General features: G+C 47.9%; 16 protein-coding genes. 12 read left to right on the top strand and 4 right to left on the bottom strand.

What is annotated here, in order from left to right; genetic code table 11:
- Positions 1-125 precede the first annotated feature (125 nt).
- The 6 genes from HPT30_RS05770 to HPT30_RS05745 all read left to right on the top strand — a co-directional run bounded on the left by HPT30_RS05770 (position 126) and on the right by HPT30_RS05745 (position 9487).
- Positions 126-2519, top strand: coding sequence for a HelD family protein (locus HPT30_RS05770; protein ID WP_246316946.1), 2394 nt, complete (start codon positions 126-128; stop codon positions 2517-2519).
- A gap of 1139 nt (positions 2520-3658) precedes the next feature.
- On the top strand, positions 3659-5221 hold the full coding sequence (locus HPT30_RS05765; RefSeq protein ID WP_175370486.1) for a tetratricopeptide repeat protein: 1563 nt from the start codon (positions 3659-3661) through the stop codon (positions 5219-5221).
- 456 nt (positions 5222-5677) lie between these two features.
- The gene (locus HPT30_RS05760) at positions 5678-5959 is read left to right on the top strand and encodes a CD3324 family protein (RefSeq protein WP_066364419.1); all 282 of its coding nucleotides are present in this window, start codon (positions 5678-5680) and stop codon (positions 5957-5959) included.
- 140 nt (positions 5960-6099) lie between these two features.
- Positions 6100-7317 carry a chromate transporter gene (locus HPT30_RS05755; RefSeq protein ID WP_312876301.1) on the top strand — a complete coding sequence of 406 codons (1218 nt, stop codon included), beginning with the start codon at positions 6100-6102 and terminating at the stop codon, positions 7315-7317.
- 235 nt (positions 7318-7552) lie between these two features.
- Entirely contained in the window at positions 7553-8869 is a 1317-nt protein-coding gene (locus HPT30_RS05750) for a replication-associated recombination protein A (RefSeq protein ID WP_175370484.1), read from the top strand.
- A gap of 90 nt (positions 8870-8959) precedes the next feature.
- A complete protein-coding gene (locus tag HPT30_RS05745) occupies positions 8960-9487 on the top strand; it encodes a GNAT family N-acetyltransferase (RefSeq protein ID WP_175370483.1) in 528 nt (175 codons plus the stop codon).
- A gap of 235 nt (positions 9488-9722) precedes the next feature.
- Here the strand turns inward: HPT30_RS05745 and HPT30_RS05740 are convergent, their stop codons facing one another.
- Complete coding sequence (locus HPT30_RS05740; RefSeq protein ID WP_175370482.1) at positions 9723-10319, bottom strand: TetR/AcrR family transcriptional regulator; 597 nt, start codon at positions 10317-10319, stop codon at positions 9723-9725.
- A gap of 219 nt (positions 10320-10538) precedes the next feature.
- Here HPT30_RS05740 and HPT30_RS05735 point away from each other — a divergent pair, with 219 nt between their 5' ends.
- The 3 genes from HPT30_RS05735 to HPT30_RS05725 all read left to right on the top strand — a co-directional run bounded on the left by HPT30_RS05735 (position 10539) and on the right by HPT30_RS05725 (position 13377).
- The gene (locus tag HPT30_RS05735) at positions 10539-12038 is read left to right on the top strand and encodes a DHA2 family efflux MFS transporter permease subunit (RefSeq protein ID WP_175370481.1); all 1500 of its coding nucleotides are present in this window, start codon (positions 10539-10541) and stop codon (positions 12036-12038) included.
- A 282-nt stretch (positions 12039-12320) separates the two neighbouring features.
- Positions 12321-12884 (top strand): sigma-70 family RNA polymerase sigma factor, encoded by a 564-nt coding sequence (locus HPT30_RS05730; RefSeq protein WP_175370480.1) that lies wholly within the window; start codon positions 12321-12323, stop codon positions 12882-12884.
- On the top strand, positions 12874-13377 hold the full coding sequence (locus tag HPT30_RS05725) for a DUF3600 domain-containing protein (protein ID WP_175370479.1): 504 nt from the start codon (positions 12874-12876) through the stop codon (positions 13375-13377). The genes HPT30_RS05730 and HPT30_RS05725 overlap by 11 nt, the downstream gene beginning before the upstream one ends.
- 150 nt (positions 13378-13527) lie before the next feature.
- Here HPT30_RS05725 and HPT30_RS05720 read toward each other — a convergent pair whose 3' ends face one another.
- A complete protein-coding gene (locus tag HPT30_RS05720; RefSeq protein ID WP_217622267.1) occupies positions 13528-14385 on the bottom strand; it encodes a patatin-like phospholipase family protein in 858 nt (285 codons plus the stop codon).
- A gap of 117 nt (positions 14386-14502) precedes the next feature.
- On the opposite strand from HPT30_RS05720, the gene HPT30_RS05715 reads away from it, so the two are divergent.
- Positions 14503-14871 carry a MerR family transcriptional regulator gene (locus tag HPT30_RS05715; RefSeq protein ID WP_175370478.1) on the top strand — a complete coding sequence of 123 codons (369 nt, stop codon included), beginning with the start codon at positions 14503-14505 and terminating at the stop codon, positions 14869-14871.
- A gap of 230 nt (positions 14872-15101) precedes the next feature.
- On the top strand, positions 15102-15314 hold the full coding sequence (locus HPT30_RS05710; protein WP_175370477.1) for a class I SAM-dependent methyltransferase: 213 nt from the start codon (positions 15102-15104) through the stop codon (positions 15312-15314).
- 59 nt (positions 15315-15373) lie between these two features.
- Here the strand turns inward: HPT30_RS05710 and HPT30_RS05705 are convergent, their stop codons facing one another.
- Entirely contained in the window at positions 15374-16354 is a 981-nt protein-coding gene (locus HPT30_RS05705) for an aldo/keto reductase (protein WP_175370476.1), read from the bottom strand.
- 113 nt (positions 16355-16467) lie between these two features.
- Positions 16468-16839: a MerR family transcriptional regulator gene (locus HPT30_RS05700; protein ID WP_066364404.1), complete on the bottom strand. Its 372-nt coding sequence runs from the start codon at positions 16837-16839 to the stop codon at positions 16468-16470.
- Positions 16840-16919: 80 nt separating this feature from the next.
- Here HPT30_RS05700 and HPT30_RS05695 point away from each other — a divergent pair, with 80 nt between their 5' ends.
- On the top strand, positions 16920-18080 hold the full coding sequence (locus HPT30_RS05695) for an MFS transporter (RefSeq protein WP_175370475.1): 1161 nt from the start codon (positions 16920-16922) through the stop codon (positions 18078-18080).
- The last annotated feature ends 180 nt before the right edge of the window (positions 18081-18260 follow it).

Raw genomic sequence — 18260 nt, 5'->3', positions numbered from 1 at the left:
TATTTTATCCAGCTTGAAACATATGGATTTCGGGCTTTGGTTGTGCTACAATGAGAATCCTTTTTGTATGTAGAAGAGGAATAAGGCAACCATGGCTCGATAATACTTTTAGGAGGTAACTGAAATTGGAAGACAATCTTCAAAGTGCCTATCAAGAGGAAGAAGACAGGCTGGACAAAACACTTGTAGAAATTGATGCTGTGCTGGAGAAGCTCCGCAATACGCCGGTATATACTGGACATGATTACACGGAGCAGGCTCTAGAGGCCTCCAGAGAGCAGAGACGCAGGGATTTGACCAAGCTAAGGCAGGAGCCTTATTTCGGACGGCTTGATTTTCAGGGTACAGATGAGAACGAACGCAAGGCGCTTTACATTGGCAAAATCGGTGCAGACCGCGAACAGGTAAGCGACCGTCCGCTAGTCATTGACTGGCGCGCACCGGTAGCAAGCCTGTTCTATTCGTTTACCGGCGGGACGGAGCCAGCTTCCTATGAAGCGCCAGACGGATTGGTAGAAGGGCTGGTCTACCTCAAGCGTAACGTGGTGATCCGCAAGCAGATTCTGGAACGGGTGGCGGATACCTTTAACCGGGAGAGTGATGGTCCCGCGGTGTCGGACGAATTCCTCGTCTACCGTCTTGGCGAGAACAAGGATAACCGTCTGCGGGATATCGTGTCCACAATTCAGGAAGAGCAGGACAAGATCATCCGGGCAGCGAAGAATACCGCACTGATTATTCAGGGCGTGGCGGGAAGTGGGAAGACGACGGTAGCCCTGCACCGTCTGGCCTTCTTGCTCTATCAATACAAGGATCAGGTCTCGGCGGAGAAAATGATTATTTTCGCCCCGAACCGTATGTTCCTTGATTACATCTCCGATGTGCTTCCAGAGCTTGGCGTGGGCAACATTGCGCAGAACACGTTCCCTGACTGGGCGGCAGAGGTACTGGGGCTGGAGCTGCCGCAGCAGGATGCGACGCAGACGCTGAACCGCTGGTTCGAGACTTCCGGCGGCATGCCGGAAATCACGGAAGAGACGCCAGGCCGCTTCAAAGGTTCCACTGCGCTGATGGGCCTTATCGAGGACTCCATCAAGCTGCTGGAAGCAGACGCTGTCCCGGAAGGAGATTTCATCCCTTGGGAAGGTACGGTACTGCGCCGCTCCATGATTCTGCGCTGGCATAATGAGGAGTACGCACCGTACCCTCCGGCGAAGCGCAAGGAGCGGGTGATGGCACGGATCCATCGCTGGATTGAGATGGAGCTGAAGAAGAGCCCGTCTGCAGCAGCTATGAAGGAACGCAAGAAGAAGGGCGCTCAGCGGGAAAAAGCGTACAGCGCTAAATGGTCCAAGTACGATCCTCTGACCATCTACAAGCAGATCTTCCGGGCGGCAAAGACCCCGGAGAGTTGGCCTGCAGAACCACCCGAGATCATTCCGGCTGGTGTTCTTAAGGAAACGGCAAAGGAACTGAAGAAGGGTATTATTCGGGAAGAGGATTTGCCGCCTCTGCTGTATATTCATTATCTTCTGAACGGCAACGAAGGCATCAGCCGCTTCGACCATGTCGTGATTGATGAGGCGCAGGACTTCTCGCCGTTCCAGATCGCGATTCTGGATCTGTACGTGCGCGGTCACTCCTTCACAATCCTGGGCGATCTGTCGCAGGGCATACATGCCTACAAGGGTGTACATGGCTGGGAAGAGATGCAGAAGCTCTTCGATCCCGAGCATACGGCCTACCATGCGCTTACGCGCAGTTATCGTTCAACGATGGAGATCATCGAGTTCGCGAACGGCATCCTGTCTGCAGGCGTGAACAGCCCGCTGCTGGCCGTGCCGGTCTTCCGTAGCGGTAACCCGGTGCGGCTCATTGCCTATGGCGAAGCAGGCCGTCCTGAGGTGCAGAGTTCTGAAGTAGGAGTCCCTGATGCAGGCAGGCCTGGGATAGACGGCTCTGACGTAGGTGCCTCTGACGTGGGCAGATCTGAGGCAGGTGCCACTGATGCGGGCAGATCTAAAGCAGACGGTTCTGAGGTACGTGACTCAGAAGCAGGAGTCCCTGATGCAGGCAACTTGTTGAAGACAAATGAGCTGCACCTGGATCCACGCGTCCAGGACCTGAGAGCCGCGCTGGCTGCGCTGTCTGGCCGGGAGTATCGCACGGTCGCTGTGCTGACACGTAGTTTGCGGGAAGCTACGGAGCTGTATGCGGCGCTCGCAGCGTATTTTAGCGACATCCATCTCATCGACGGCAGCATGACAGCATATCAAGGCGGGCTATCCATACTCCCGGTGTACCTGTCCAAGGGACTGGAGTTCGACGCTGTTATCCTGGCAGATGCTGACCGCAGTCATTATGGGGACGCGGCTTGGGATGCGAAGCTGATGTATGTCGGCTGCACACGCGCGCTGCATGAGCTGTGGCTGCTGCATGACGGGGAACTTCCTGCCTACGTGCAGGCACCAGAAGGTGAGGTTCTGATCGGCTGGCCGACGGAGACGGCGCCGCATTAAGATATCTGGGGAACTACCGGGGGCTACCCGGCTAGTTCCTTTTTGTATATACGACGATTGATAGAAAGTAATAAAAAGCGAGTAGGAGTGGGAGGGGAAAGGTTTAGATCTGTGGGAGCGAAGCGCTTGTCTGAAAAGCTTTTGGCGGGAAAGCTCTTAGCAGAAAAGTTAGTAGCAAAGCACTGAGTAGAAGAGCTCACAGCCAAGATATGAGCAAGAGAACCCACGCCAAGCTCTTAAAAGGAGAGTTCGCTGCAAAGCACTGAGTAAGGGAGCTCGCTGCAAAGCACTGAGTAAGGGAGCTCGCGGCAAAGCTCTGAGTAGAAGAGTTCGCAGCCAAGCTCGCAGTTGGAAAGCTCACAGCCAAGCACTCAGCTGGAGAGCTAGCATTCTTGGCCGCTTTATGGAGTGAAGTTAAAAATCAAACAGAAGAGAAGGGGGATTTTAGTGAAGCGAGAGTTTTCGAACACAAATCCTATTGCTTCCTCACTTTCTCCTTCTCTTTAACCGCAAAACAAGGTCGGTCTCCCCAACTAAGAGCATTTTTGTACCTTAAATTTATTGGATGAAGGAAAATAAGGGAAATAGAGGCATTTTAGTATCTTATTTTCGATAAAATTAGCTTTAAAGGGGTATTATGGAATAATTAAGGTACAGAATTGCCTTTAATTAACTCTAACTCTTAAATACAGATTATTTAAGGTGCAAAAATGCCGTTAAATTACAGATCAGGAAGCCTAATTATAAACTCTCTTTTTCTTGGTTGTTTTTGTTGTTTTATTGCGCCCCACTTGGAAGCGCGATACAGAGGAAATCTGGAGACAACATTGACCGGAAGTCTACAGCTTCCACCGTAGGAAATACAGAGCCTTACGTGCAGAGCCTTACGTGCAGAGCCTTACGTGCAGAGTCTAAGTGCAGAGTCTAAGTGCAGAGCCCTAAGTGCAGAGCCTAAGTTAAGATTTTAGTTCAGATCTTAGATTGAGATCTTAAGCTGAGATCTTAAATGCAGACCTTACATCCGTCTTATCTATAAATAAAACTAAAATCCTAAAAGAACCGGTTGACATGCCGGCCGGGATCATCAATTCTTAGAAGTAGACATAAGTGGAATATGATAGAGAGCAGGTAACACATCAATGACAACCAATGGACAACAGTTCTACCGCTTCAGTGAAGCCCCGATCTGGGAGCTGCAGCGTGCTTATTTTGAAGAAAAGGGTATGAAAGCTTGGGAAGACGATGAAGTGCCACAGTATATTACGAGCAATCCTATGATTGCGGAAGCTTACGCAGAGATGATTTTCGGATTTCTTCAGGATCGGGCCGCACAAGGGCATGTGTCGGAGCCGGTTACCATTCTGGAGCTTGGAGCGGGCGCTGGGCGGCTGGCCTTCCATATCGTTCGGCAATTACGCGAAATTAGGGATTACGCAGGGCTTACCTTGCCTCCCGTTCGTTATGTTATGAGTGATTTGGCTGCCAAAAACGTCGCCTCCTGGCAGCGGCATCCTGGCCTGCTGTCGTTGGTAGATGAGGGGCTGCTGGATTTTGCCCGTTTTGATGCCGTCAATGATACGGAGCTGCATCTGACTCAGAGTAAAGTGGTCATCCGTCCTGGGGATTTGGAGCAGCCACTATTGGTGATCGCCAACTACTTTTTTTGCAGTATCCCGCAAGAGCTGCTTTACGTGGATGAAGGGAAAATTTTCGAGTGCGAGGTGGCACTGAAATTTCCAGAGGAAGTGGAAGGGCTTAGCCAATCTGAGCTGCTCAAAAAAGTGGTTCCCGAGTTCCAATACCGCCGTGCAGCCGGCTATGAAGAGGATACGCACCCTTATCAAGGGGTTATACAAATATATCAGGACAAGCTGGAGGACTCACATATTCTGTTCCCGGCAGCAGGACTTAAGTGTATGGAGCGTCTGAATGCCTTGTCTCAGGCTGGTTTTCTTCTGATCACGGCAGATAAAGGCGATCACCGGCTGGAGAACTGGGAGTTCGCACCGCCCCCTGAACTGATTCACCACGGATGTTTCTCTCTGACAGCCAACTATCATGCGATCCAGCATGCTTTTGAGCAAAAAGGGGCCGTGTCGCTGTTCACACAACATCACTATAAAGACATCAATGCCGGCTGTATTCTCATGCTTCAGGAGCCGGCTAGTTATGTACAGACCCGTCTAGCCTATCGGCGGTTCATCGACCGCTTTGGGCCAGATGATTTTTATTGTCTGAAGGGCTCCGTAGATCAGCATCTGGGTGAAATGGAGCTTCGTCAGCTCTTGGCCTTCTGGCGGCTTGGCGGCTATGATGCCGAGTTGTTCATTCACAGCGCCGAGCACATCTCGGCCCTGCTCCAGGATTGCGGTGACGAGGAACTGCTCGACTTGCAAAGAGGGATTCAGATTATGTGGGCCAATCATTATGCGATGGAAGCCAGCTATGATCTGGCCTTGGACTGCGGACTGATACTGTTCGAGATGGATCAATTTGCGGAAGCACGGGAGTTCCTGGAACTTTCGCTAGCAGCCAATCTGGACGAGCCTGTCGTGCCTGTCCTGTACAGTCTCGCCATCTGTAACTACGAGCTTGGGGATGAGGCGGCCACCCTGGATTATACGACCAGAGCGCTGGAATTGGAGCCTGAATATGAAGAAGCTTTGGAATTGTTGAACGCACTGAAACAGGGAGTGGAATGATCTTCGGGTGGAGGGTATTTTTGGTGGAGAATGTTTTAAACTGTTCTTGCACTTGTAACTCCACCGGGGCTATGGCTTAATAATAAGTGTCCGGCCGGGCAAGATTACTTCTGGAAGGAGGCTGATTAACGATGATTTCAGTATACGAGGTGGTTTCCGTTTAACGACGGAGATCGCAATACAAGGGGAGGCCGCAAGGCCTCCTTATTTAAAAAACATAACGAATAAAAAACATAATGTATTTTAAAGACATAGGCTCCAGGTTTGTAAACACTAACATAAAAACGATTACAAGATTGTTGCATCTGAATATAGACGCCTAACGGCTGGTTTAATATAATGAAATTACGGTATTTACCAAATTTGAGAATAAGAAAGGAGAGCGTGACATGATTATCTTTAACAAGAAGTTGATCGGAACTCAAGGAACACATCTGTTGAAGGAGGAAACGAAACGTGAGTTATGTAAATGGGAGGGATGTTCTTCCCCCTAGGCTTTTAGAGGAGCTTCAGGGATACATCCAGGGAGAGTTGCTCTACATCCCCAAGAAATCGGAACAACGTGTCAGATGGGGCGAGAACAGTGGTTCAAGACAGGAGATCGCGAACCGTAACGAAGAGATTTTTTGTTCTCACCGCAGTGGATGCTCTGTATCAGAGCTTCAGAAAAGATATCATCTATCGGAAGAAAGTATCCGTAAAATTATATCAAAAATGCGGCTGGCGCTGAACCGCTAGACCGTACTTTGAACAAAGAGCATGGCTCCCGTCCCGGTGACGAGGTCATGCTCTTTATTATGTATTTCTCCTGATATGGTATGATAGGGGAAGCATGTGTCGATCTGCCGAGTCATCGGCAAAGGAGGACTAGAAGCACCGTGAATAATGAAAAAGTTGTGATCGAACATGAAGCTGTAAGCAGATGGCGCACTCTTTTGGAAGTCCTGACTGTATCAACAAAGCTAGGTCTTACTTCATTCGGAGGACCCATTGCACATCTTGGTTATTTTCACGATGAATACATACGCCGGCGGAAATGGATGGACGAACGAAGCTATGCGGATCTGGTCGCACTATGCCAGTTTTTACCCGGTCCGGCCAGCAGTCAAGTCGGGATTGGAATTGGCTTAATTCGTGCCGGTGTACTAGGTGGCTTAACTGCTTGGTTAGGTTTTACGCTGCCTTCGGTCCTGATGCTGCTCCTGTTCGCTTTTCTACTCCAAGGCTTTGACATTGGCAGCGCGGGCTGGATTCACGGTCTTAAGATTGTCGCAGTCGCTATCGTCGCACAGGCCATCCTTGGGATGGGGCAGAAGCTGGCTTCTGACCGCAATAGGGCAACAATCGCGATCGGGGCTGCATCCGTTGCTCTTTTGTGGCAGAATGTCTTTACCCAGGTCCTGATTATTATTATTGCAGGCATCATTGGTATGATGTTGTATAGAAAAACCGCAGTTTTGGAAACTACGACACTATCCGTACCTATTAGCCGAAGGGTAGCCGTCCTCTGTTTGGCGCTTTTCTTGGGACTCTTGATTCTGTTGCCGGTGCTGCGACAGTTTGTGATAGCGGATGGACTCTCCCTATTCGACAGTTTTTATCGGTCAGGGGCGCTAGTTTTTGGTGGTGGGCATGTTGTCCTTCCGCTGCTTGAAAAAGAACTTGTGCCGACAGGATGGATCAGCCAAGCGGATTATTTGGCTGGATATGGTGCAGCGCAGGCCGTACCTGGTCCTCTGTTTACCTTTGCCAGTTACTTGGGAGCGATGATTAACGGAATTAGTGGTGCTTTAATTGCCACAATCGCTATATTTCTTCCTGCCTTTCTGTTAATTACAGGCTGTCTGCCGTTCTGGAATGCTTTGCGTAAAAGCTCTGGCATTCAAGGCGCATTCGCTGGGATTAATGCTGCAGTAGTCGGAATTTTGCTGGCAGCGCTGTATAATCCGCTTTGGACAACAGCCGTTTTAGCCCCTGTGGATGTTGCGTTAGCGTTGATTCTGTTTTTGATGCTTGTGTTCTGGAAGTTGCCACCTTGGATCATTGTGACTGCAGGAGCAGTGGGTGGTACGTTGATTACATTTCAACCTTTATAGATTGAACTTGAAAATTTGAGTTAAGGGAAAAGTGGCGGAGGGAATTTTGGAACTGTAGGAGCGTTAGTGACCGCCTTTGTCTGCGGATTTCTACCGCGAACAGCGGTATTAAATCAAGAAACCTGCAGACAACAGCGGCCGGAAGTCCAAACATTCGCTGGAGTCACGATTAATCCCAAAACAGAAAAATCACTAGTTCAATCTATATATAGAATATCGCAAGGAAGTGGAGATTATGGATTTGTTTTCTTTTGAAGAGAGCAGAGGGGACGGACGGCTGCTGGCTGACCGCATGCGTCCGGAGAATCTGGATGAATATATCGGGCAGGAGCATATCATAGGCCGGGGCAAATTGCTGCGCCGGGCGATTGAGGCAGATCAGGTCTCGTCGATTCTGCTCTATGGGCCGCCGGGCTGCGGCAAGACGACGCTAGCTCATATTATTTCCCACCACACGCAGGGCGAGTTCGTGCGGTTGAATGCCGTTGAGGCTTCCGTCAAGGATGTGCGGGAAGTGATCGAGCGAGCGCAGAGCAACAAATCCCTGTACGGGACGAAGACGATCCTCTTCCTGGACGAGGTGCATCGCTTCAACAGCTCGCGCCAGGATGCCCTGCTGCCCGCGGTGGAGAAGGGCACGATTATTTTCATCGGGGCGACGACAGAGAACCCGTTCCATTATGTGAACGGGGCGCTTATGAGCCGGTCCACGCTGTTCCAGTTGGAGCCGCTGACGCGGGAGCACAGTCTCACGGCGATGAAGCGGGCCCTGGACGATAAGGAACGGGGCCTGGGGTTCATGGACCTCCGAGTAGACGAGGAGGCCCTGCAGCATATCGCCACGATGGCGAACGGCGACATCCGGCGGGCACTGAATGCACTGGAGTTAGCTGCGCTCACGACAGCGCCTGAGAGCGACGGCAGCGTGCACATCACGCTGGAGGTCGCAGAGGAGTCGATCCGCCGCCCGATCGTCAAGGCGGATGAATCGACGCAGTATGATGTGCTGTCGGCTTTTCACAAGAGCATCCGCGGCTCCAGTGACGCCGCGCTGTTCTGGTTCCTCTATGCCGTCGAGAAGCTCGGAATGGACCCGATGACCTTCATCCGGCGTCTGATCGCGGCCAGTAGCGAGGACATCGGCCTTGCGAATCCGCAGGCGATGGTGCAGGCAGTTAGCGCCCTGGAGGCTTATCGCAACAACGGATGGCCGGAAGCGAAGCTGAACATTGCTCAGGCGATTTTGTTCGCGGTAGAGAGTCCAAAATCCAATGCCGTATACACGGCCATCTCCAAGGCAATGTCCAGCATTGAGGAACTGAAATCGGCAGAGGTGCCACTGCACCTGCGGGACACGCATTACAAAGGCGCAGCGGCTTTGGGCCACGCTGGATACCAGTACCCGCATGATTTTCCGGGTCATTATGTGAAGCAAGATTACCTGCCCAAGGCGATTGCCCGCAGGGTGTTCTATCAGGCCACCGAGCAGGGCAATGAGGCGAAGATTCGTCACAATCAGGCGCTGCGGCGGGAGCGCGGTAGACCTGAATAGGGCTTTTCTTAACCCTGAGCAGGATAGTTTTCCAACGGATGGGGCTTCATTTTTAATGCTAATGCTTACATTGAGCTTAGGAGGGAAACTATGGTTACACTCGTGCAAATGAAACTTGAGGATGCTAATAGAATCCGTGATATAGATCGCTCAGAAACCATAGAACTAACCTATCGATATCGGGAGGGGGTTCTTGAAGAATTAAAGACACCTCACGAATGCCCTAACTGGATGGAAGACCACTATCAGGAGATTATTTCACGATATGAATATGAGCTTACCCATGGTGGGGTGGCATTTGGAGCATTCGACGGGAGTAAGTTGGTGGGGTTCGGAGTCCTGGCTCATAAGCCGCGGGGAAAAGATCATAATCAACTTCAAATCGACCTGATGTACGTTACCCGGGAATACCGAAGACAGGGTATTGGTCGCCAAATTTTCGCCCAATTAAGTAAAGCTGCCATCACAAAAGGAGCGGAATACTTATATATATCCTCCACAGAAACTGAATCTGCAGTGAAGTTCTATTCGAGCTTTGGTTCTTCTATCGCGTCAGAAGTCGATGAGGAACTCTTCATGAAAGAACCTGAGGACATTCACATGCTGACAAAGCTGTGAGCCGAAAGGGTGGCTGGCATCAGCTTGTCGTAGCTGGCGGAGGACGTGATTCCACGTGCGGGTTCGGCCGAAGAAATCACCAAGGTTGCCTTGTAATTGGATTGGTTTCAGACGATTCCAGCTTCGTGAACGGAACGGGCTTTACTGCGGATATCGGCCGAACTTCTATTTGCTTGTTAAAAGACTCAAGAGCCCAGGTGCTCTTGTGTCTTATTTTTTTAATATGAAGATGTTTCTATGAACTGGTCGTATTTTGATGTAAACGGAACAGCAGAGAAAGCTGATTGGCGAGAAAATTCGGTGTGTAGGGCATATCATTGCGAAGCCAGAAGACAATTGTACCGATGAATGCGGAAGAGCCATACCAGATTGCAATATCTTTAGGAACGCTCACAACCGAACCGGATAAGGAAGCGTCTCGATTCTCTGCTCTGCTGGAGATGACATCAACCATCAGCTGCATTAGGCGATCGGAGAAGATCGGTATGCGTTTTGAAGCGAGCAGCACCTTGTAAAAGTTTGAATTCTCCGCGATATGTTCAAGCACACTGCCCAATACGAACCTCTCAAAGTCAACACGGGATTGACGCTGAACATCTTCAAAGATAGCAACAATTGCATTAATCATGTCATCTGCCATCTTCTCCATCATATCCGGAATATCCCGGTAATGAAGATAGAAGGTAACACGATTGATGGTGGCGCGTTCCGCAATACGATTCACGGTTATTTTCTCAAGATCAATCTCCTGCAGCAAATCGATAAATGCATTTCGAATCAATTGTCGCGTGCGTAGTACACGCGGGTCCGTACGAGGTGATTTTGTTGACATGCGCTTTCATTTCCTTTCCCTGTAAATAATTTGTACGACAAAAATATACGATTTGTAAATGATATTCTGAATAAACGACAGATCCTGTTCAGCTGTAAACTAACATACATTTTTTTGAAAAGTGTTGCTTGTGAATTGTAAGAGGGGTGGCTATAATTCTTTACGTTGAGTTTATTATACTACACAGTGTCTATTAGTTTCGCGCTGAATTTGAAGGGAATGAGAAAACTGAGCAATAATTTATCTTTAGCCAGCAGCTCCATTAAGAAAGGTCCGCTATTGTTTGTCATGATTCTGGGGGCGTTCATCGCTGTTTTGAACCAGACGATTATGAGCGTCGCGACACCGGAGCTGATGATCGACTTTAATATTGGGGCATCTACGGCCCAATGGCTGACAACCGGATACATGTTGGTTAACGGGGTTCTTATTCCTATCACCGCATATCTCATGCAACGGTTTACGACCCGTGAGCTGTTTCAGACTGCGATGGTTATTTTCCTCGGTGGAACTATTGTTTCGGCGATAGCACCTAACTTCGATATTTTGCTGCTTGGCCGTCTGATTCAAGCTGCTGGCGCTGGAATTATCATGCCGTTGCTAATGACTGTCATTCTGACTGTATTTCCTCCTGACAAACGAGGAGCCGCGATGGGGATGGTCGGTTTCGCTATTATTTTTGCTCCTGCTATCGGTCCTACACTCGCCGGTTATATCATGGAGCATTATTCCTGGCGTACGATGTTCTATGGAATGATTCCGCTTGCTGTAATCGTTATTGCGATCGCCTTTATTTATCTGAAAAATGTGGCTGAACGAAAATATCCGAAGCTTGACGTTTTGAGCATCATTCTCTCAACTATCGGCTTCGGTACCGTTCTTTATGGCTTCAGCAGTGCTGGAAGCAAGGGCTGGTCAAGCGCGGAAGTGGTCCTATCTATTGTTGTAGGTGTAATCTCCTTGATTTTGTTTACCTGGAGACAGCTGGTCTCCAAGTGCCCGCTTCTCGATCTCAGAGCGTTCAAATACGGCATGTTCTCCTTGACAACCATTATTAATATTGCGGTTACAATGGTTATGTATGCGGATATGATGCTGCTTCCGCTGTATTTGCAGTCTGCACGTGGATATACAGCCCTGGAATCTGGGCTGCTGATGCTCCCTGGCGCGCTTCTCATGGGAATTATGATGCCGATAACAGGCAAGCTGTTCGATCGGTTTGGAGCGAAGTGGCTGTCCATTATCGGTATGGTTATTACGATCGGAACAACAATCGGGTTCATTAATCTGACCGATTCCACTAGTTATACGTATTTACTTCTAATGTCCACAGGACGACGCTTCGGGATGGCTATGTTTCTGATGCCAATTACAACAGCGGGCCTGAACCAACTGCCTGCAAGACTGAATGAGCATGGAACAGCCATCTCCAATACCATTAAGCAAGTGGCTGGTGCGATAGGTACTTCTTTACTTGTTACGGTTATGACGAGCAGAACCAAGACTCATTTACAAGATATGATGGCAACAGGCGGCTCAGGTTCGAAGGAGCATATGCTAATGGAGGCGACTATTCAGGGGATTAATGATGCTTACCTTGTCATTATTGGAATCGGAATTGTCGGTTTGTTGCTTTCTTTCTTCATTAAACGCACAGGGCAGGCTGAGAAAGAAAAAACAGGAATCGCCCTGAATGCAAAACCAGTTAGTGAAGTATAGGGAAGCTGGGAAGGTTCTTCTAAGTGTTACTTCTGATGCAATAATAAAATGGCCACTGTCTCATGACAGTGGCCATTGCTTTTTAAACGGGCGATCGAACATGCAAAGCTTATTTTGCAGCAATGAAGCAGTTGAAGTTCCCTGAAATTGTTTGTGAATTTTATACATGTGGGAAATTAAGAATACAGCTGACGGGTATTGTCAAAAAAGTTTATTCTTGTACTGAACCTTTTTCCCCATGAGAGCGAATTAAGAGTTGTAACACGTCAGGGAGGGGCCCCTATGAATGATAAAGAGTTACTTCCGTGGCTTGAAAAAGCAACGCTTGGCGACGAGTCGGCCTTTCAGCTAGTCTATCAGGCGACTCATCAAGACGTCTATCGGACGGTTGCTTTTCTTGTCTACAACAAACAGGACATTGAGGATATCGTTAATGAAATTTACATGCGCATGTGGCGGTCGTTTCATACGTATGACCCGAAGCGGCCGTTCCGGTATTGGCTGCACGGGATCACTGTACGCCAGGTCCAGGATTGGAAAAGAAAGGCTTGGCGGCGAATTCGTCTTTTTGAACGAAACCGTCAGATGACTTGCGAACAGTTCGAGTGGACGGACAAAGCTGTCTTGCAGTCCGAAATGAAGTATGAAATGTTCTGCCTTGTCCGCCAATTGTCGTACAAACTACGTGTGGTCGTTATCCTGCGTTATTTTCACGACTATGCTCTGGAAGAAATCGCAGATATGCTGCAGATCCCTGTTGGCACAGTGAAATCCAGGCATCATTTGGCATTGAAAGAACTCCGGAAACGTTTCGAAATGACGGGAGGAGACGCGTATGTCCATTGACAAGGAATTGCGTGAAGAACTACGCCAGGCAGCAGATTCGATGCACTGCCCTCCCGATTTGTATGGACGTGTCCGACAGTCCTATCAACACTATGTAAACGAGAAGAGAGGTAGATCTCCCATGAAAAAACGCATGTTGGTTGGCATTGTCGCAGTAGCAATCCTGATTCCATCTGCCGTATTTGCTGCTTCCTATCTGGCCGATGATATTTTCGGTTCTTCTGCGACCATTGAACAGCACGGTGGTTCACAAGAAGATTATCAAGAGATTGAAGGCATGCTTCAGGCAGCAAAAGGCAAGCTCACGGAAGACGAATTCAAGGAGTATATGGAGCTAACCAAGCAGTTAATGCAATTAAAGCTGAAGATCACCAATGAAAATGGGGTCAAACATGAGGAGAAGTTGACTGAAGAAGAGCAGCGGCAGTTTGAGCAGCTAGCCTCCAGGTTAGCCCCGTACTTCGATAAGATAAACGGAACCGTCAAACCGTAAGAAAATGAAGCAGGGTCTCATCCGATCTGGATGGGCCCCTTTTTTCTCGTACCAAGGGTAGTACTTGTGAAGCTGTAACCAGGAGCTCATGATGATTACAAGATGCCAGAGCCCGTTCCCTCTCAGGTAGAAGTACTTATCTCCTCTCTGTCATTCCCACATAGCCCGAACTGCTTCGGCAATGGAGCGGCCTTGTTCCCGACCGGCGGTTGCCGTTATGCCGCAGTGCGTCGAATCGTAGGGGTTGAGGCCTATGGCCGCAACACTGTGTTCATCTGGGATTATGAGATAAACGTCTGCATTTGTATGCAAGCCTTCCGCCTCTTCCACGGCTCCCGGAATGGAACCATAACCTTTTGGCATCGGGGCGAGAATGATAATCCGTTGGTGGCCTTCCGCCAGCCGCGCATTGGTTGTGGACACCATGCCCCCGTCAGTCCAGTTGCGCTCACCGATGGAGACGAGCGGCCAAATTCCTGGAACGGCCCCGCTTGCCGACACGGCATCGGGTAGAGAAATTTCCGACTTATGATCGAAAGTATGAAGATGCCCGGTATTGGCATCGATGGCTGTTACTTGCAATTGTTGTGGCCATTCTTTGGTCACAAGGCGGCTCTCGACTAAGGCGCGCCGCTGTTCAGGCGACACGGAGGGGGGATTGTTTTTGGCGATAAGACCGAATTCTGCTCCGACTTTTCGCGGATCGCTTCCTCCGGTGACGAAAGCCTTGTACCACGCTTGCATCAATTCTTTGGACGCGGAGACCGGTATCTCGTTCGGGTTCGGTTCCAACTGGTCCGCAAACAGTTTGTTTACGTCATACCCACTGGCCAGGGCTGCTCCGACAAAAGAGCCGGCAGACGTTCCCATGATCGTCTCAGCTTGATACAGGTCGACCCCAGACTCCAGCAATCCCGTTAAGACCCCAACCTCCCACGCTATGCCGGTCACACCACCGCCGCCCAAGACGACGGCTCGGGTCATCGATTGGTTGTTCTGACTGTTCATGCCCATTCCTCCCTGTTTGGTTAATCGTTGTAGCAACGTGTTTGACAAGGTTCCATTCGGCCTCTAGAGTATAAACTATAAAGTATACTTTAAGGTCAAGTGTATCGGGAGGTTAGGATGAAAATTCATGTGCTGGCCCAAAAGACTGAATTAACGCCGCCGACCATTCGTTATTATGAGAAGGAAGGCTTGCTTAATATGCGCCACGTTGTGCGCGGAGATAATAACTATCGGGATTATACCGAAGCAGCGGTCGAACACCTTCAATTGATAAAACGTGTGCAGGCTGTGGGATTTACGCTTAAGCAAATCAAAGCCGTTATGGAGGAAAAAGAGGGGAGTAAACTTGAGATCTCCCGGTCCATTGAATTGTTACGCGAGAAGATGTTGGAAATGGACTTCAGGAAAATTGAATTGGAGCAAGCCCAGGCACTTCTTGCCCGTATGCTAGCCAATAAGCTGGCGTTGTTGAAGGAGAAGCAATAAAGAGACTGGGAGTAACGAAAAAGAAATGCTTCTAGTCTCTATACGTGGATTGGCGCAACCTTCTTCATTCACTCGTGGTCGCTAACTTCTCCTTCGTAACGTCTATTGTAAAGTAGAGGGTAGCAAAACCGACGAGCCTACCATTTTCTTCTGCCATGAATTGAATGCCAAATTGTTTGTCAAAAAGGGTTCGAATCAATTGATGAATTTTATCGATAGGGGGACTTGAATTGAATGATTCTGTTCTAAAGTTCTATGATGAGATTGCAGAAGACTATCATCTTATATTTGTTGATTGGAATCAAGCAATTTCGCAGCAAGGTGAGGTTCTCGACAAAATCATCCAATCCAAGTTGGCTATTTCTCCCCCGCATCACATTTCACTTTTGGACTGTTCGTGCGGCATAGGTACACAAGCAATTGGGTTGGCGAAATACGGGTAAAACGAGGGGGATACCCTCGTTTTTCCAAGCAACACATGTGGATCGCCATACTACATATTTTACCGGTCTAATAACGTCATGGAACTTGCAGGATAGCGTTCACCAACCGCCGCACCTACTGGAACTGCTTTATCTATAAAATCCTTAATATCTTTCGGTAGCTCAATATCAATTGCCGCTATATTTTCTTCTACATAAGAACTCTTTTTAGTCCCCGGGATTGGAACCAAGTCTTCTCCGTTAGAGAGTAGCCATGCCAAAGCAAGCTGTGATGGGCTAATATGCAGCTGATTTGATATTTCTTCTAAACGTTGAACCAATGAAAGGTTGTGTTTGAAGTTCTCACCCTGAAATCTTGGTGTGTTCCTTCTGTAATCATGTTCTACCAACGTATTAACAGATTTGATCTTTCCGGTTAAAAATCCACGTCCCAAAGGACTATAGGGCACAACTGCAATTTGAAGTTCACGGCAAAGAGGCAGTATTTCTTTCTCTATATCTCTGCTCCATAATGAATACTCCGTTTGTAATGCTGCGATTGGATGCACTTTTTGCGCTCTCTTAATCGTCTGAGAAGAAGCTTCAGAAAGTCCGATATGTCTAATTTTCCCTTCCTGAATCAGTTCCGTTAACGCGCCTATTGTTTCTTCAATGGGAACACTAGGGTCTACTCGATGCAGATAATACAGATCGATATAGTCGGTTCCTAAACGCTTCAAGCTGGCCTCACAGGCTGCTTTAACATACTTGGGACTCCCGTTAATGCCGACAACAGCCCCGCTATCATTCCTTACAAAACCAAACTTGGTAGCAATGTTAATCGTATGCCGAATATTCTTGAACGCACGGCCGAGTAATGCTTCATTCTTTCCTTGTCCATATTGATCAGCAGTATCAAAAAAGTTAACACCACGGGATACAGCAAAATGAAGAGTCTCGATCGATTCCACTTCATTTTGATTTCCATAATACTCAGACATCCCCATACATCCCATTCCTAACGCTGAGACACGTAAAGATCCAATCGCTCGATATTTCATTGTTCTCCTCCTCTTTTTTTGCTATGTAAAACAGTATATCGATTAGAGTGCACTATAACGCAAGTGTAAAAAAAGAGACCTTTTTTAAAAGGGTCTCTTTACATATGTTCTCGTCAGGCTTGTTCCGCCAACTTTTTATAATGATTAATTTTTTCATTTATTTTGATTAAGTTATCCCCTAGTTCCTTCATTTGTTTAATAACATTCGCCTGATGGACTTCTAATAACTCCTTTCGTTCAATAACAGTAGAGTTTCCTTGGCGTCTTAGGTCTGAAAACTCCTTAATCTGACTGATTGGCATGTCTGTGTCACGCAACTTAATAACAAATTCAATACAAGAAATATCCTCCATAGAATATACTCTGTATCCCTTAGCATCTCTTTCAATCCCGCTTAACAGGCCAATGTTCTCATAGTAACGAAGCGTATAGGTGCTTAATCCTGTGAGCGCAGCGATATCTTGAATAGATAATTTTTTTTCCATGCCTGAATAATATCACACTTGCTTTAGAGTGCGCTATAAGGAGTATGCTTGGGCCTACATTCATTTTAGGAGGCAGTTACATGAATTTAGGGATTTTTATATTGGCCTTTGCAACCTTTGTTGCGGGTACAGTGGAATTAGTAATCGCAGGCATATTAAATATGATTGCTGAAGATTTACAGGTTTCAGTGGGGACTGTCGGACAGCTGGTATCCATTTTCTCACTCGTTTTTGCCTTTGGCGCTCCAATACTCATTGCTTTAACTTCCAGAGTAGATAGACGTAAATTATTATGCATCGCTATGACTACTTTCTTGGGAGGTAATGTTTTATCTATATTCAGCCCTAACTATACGACCCTACTAATTGCTAGAATTATTCTTGCCGCCAGTTGCTCGATTGTAGTGGTTGTTTCTGTGACGATGGCTGCTAAAACGGTTGCTGTTGAATTAAGAGGGCGTGCGATAGGAATAATTTTTATGGGTTTAAGCGCTTCGCTAGTGTTAGGTGTACCTTTAGGTACAATTGTTGGTGAACATTTTGGCTGGAGAATGACATTTGTATTAGTGTCGATGCTCAGTGTGATTTGTATTGCTGCAATTATGAAATTTCTACCTAAGGTTCCAGCACAACCAACGATTCCGTTACTCCAACAGATCGCCACTTTAAAAAGCAAAAAAATTGCATCTATCCAGCTCATATCTGTTTTGGAATTGACAGGCCACTTCACAGTGTACACGTATTTCACCCCGTTCCTTCAAACTACAATGGGGTTATCTACAAATATGATTAGCACGGTTTTACTGATTTTTGGCGCAGCGGGAATCGTTGGCGGTTGGATAGGTGGATGGGCATCTGATAGATTTGGAGGGGTCCGAGCGATCTTAGTATTTCTAGTTTTATTAGCAACGTCTTTGTTCTTATTACCTTATGCTACAGGATCGATTACAAGCTTATTGATAGTTGTCATCCTGTACGGTGCGATGGTTTGGGCACTTAGTCCTGCTGTCCAGAGTTATCTTGCGCGGTCTGCTCCAGATTCTGCGGACATTCAATTAGGTCTAAACACTTCATTTTTACATCTTGGGGTGGCTTTGGGCTCTGGATTGGGAGGTTTCCTTGTCGATTATTACCCTGTTACGACCAATACTTGGGTAGCTGGTATTATGGTTGTTCTAGCTCTTTTTTCTGCAATTTATTCATTAATGAAGAAGCGCAGCACGGCAACTTCTTTGAACTAGATGTTTTATAAAAAAATGGCGACCAAACGGAATTCTCCGTGGTCGCCATTTTATTTTAGGTACGCCCAGCATGGGCGTCATCTCTAGGGTGAAAGTCCCGAGCGGGGGCTGGCAAGCGCCTACCGTTAGCCAAAGGCAAGGGTGTCCACCGTGAGGTGGAATCTGAAGGAAGCCGGAGGC

Source organism: Paenibacillus agri (genome assembly GCF_013359945.1).
Taxonomy (GTDB): Bacteria; Bacillota; Bacilli; order Paenibacillales; family Paenibacillaceae; genus Paenibacillus_AQ; species Paenibacillus_AQ agri.
Note: the sequence above shows the minus strand (reverse complement) of the source record. Positions and strands in the feature narration are given on the sequence as shown.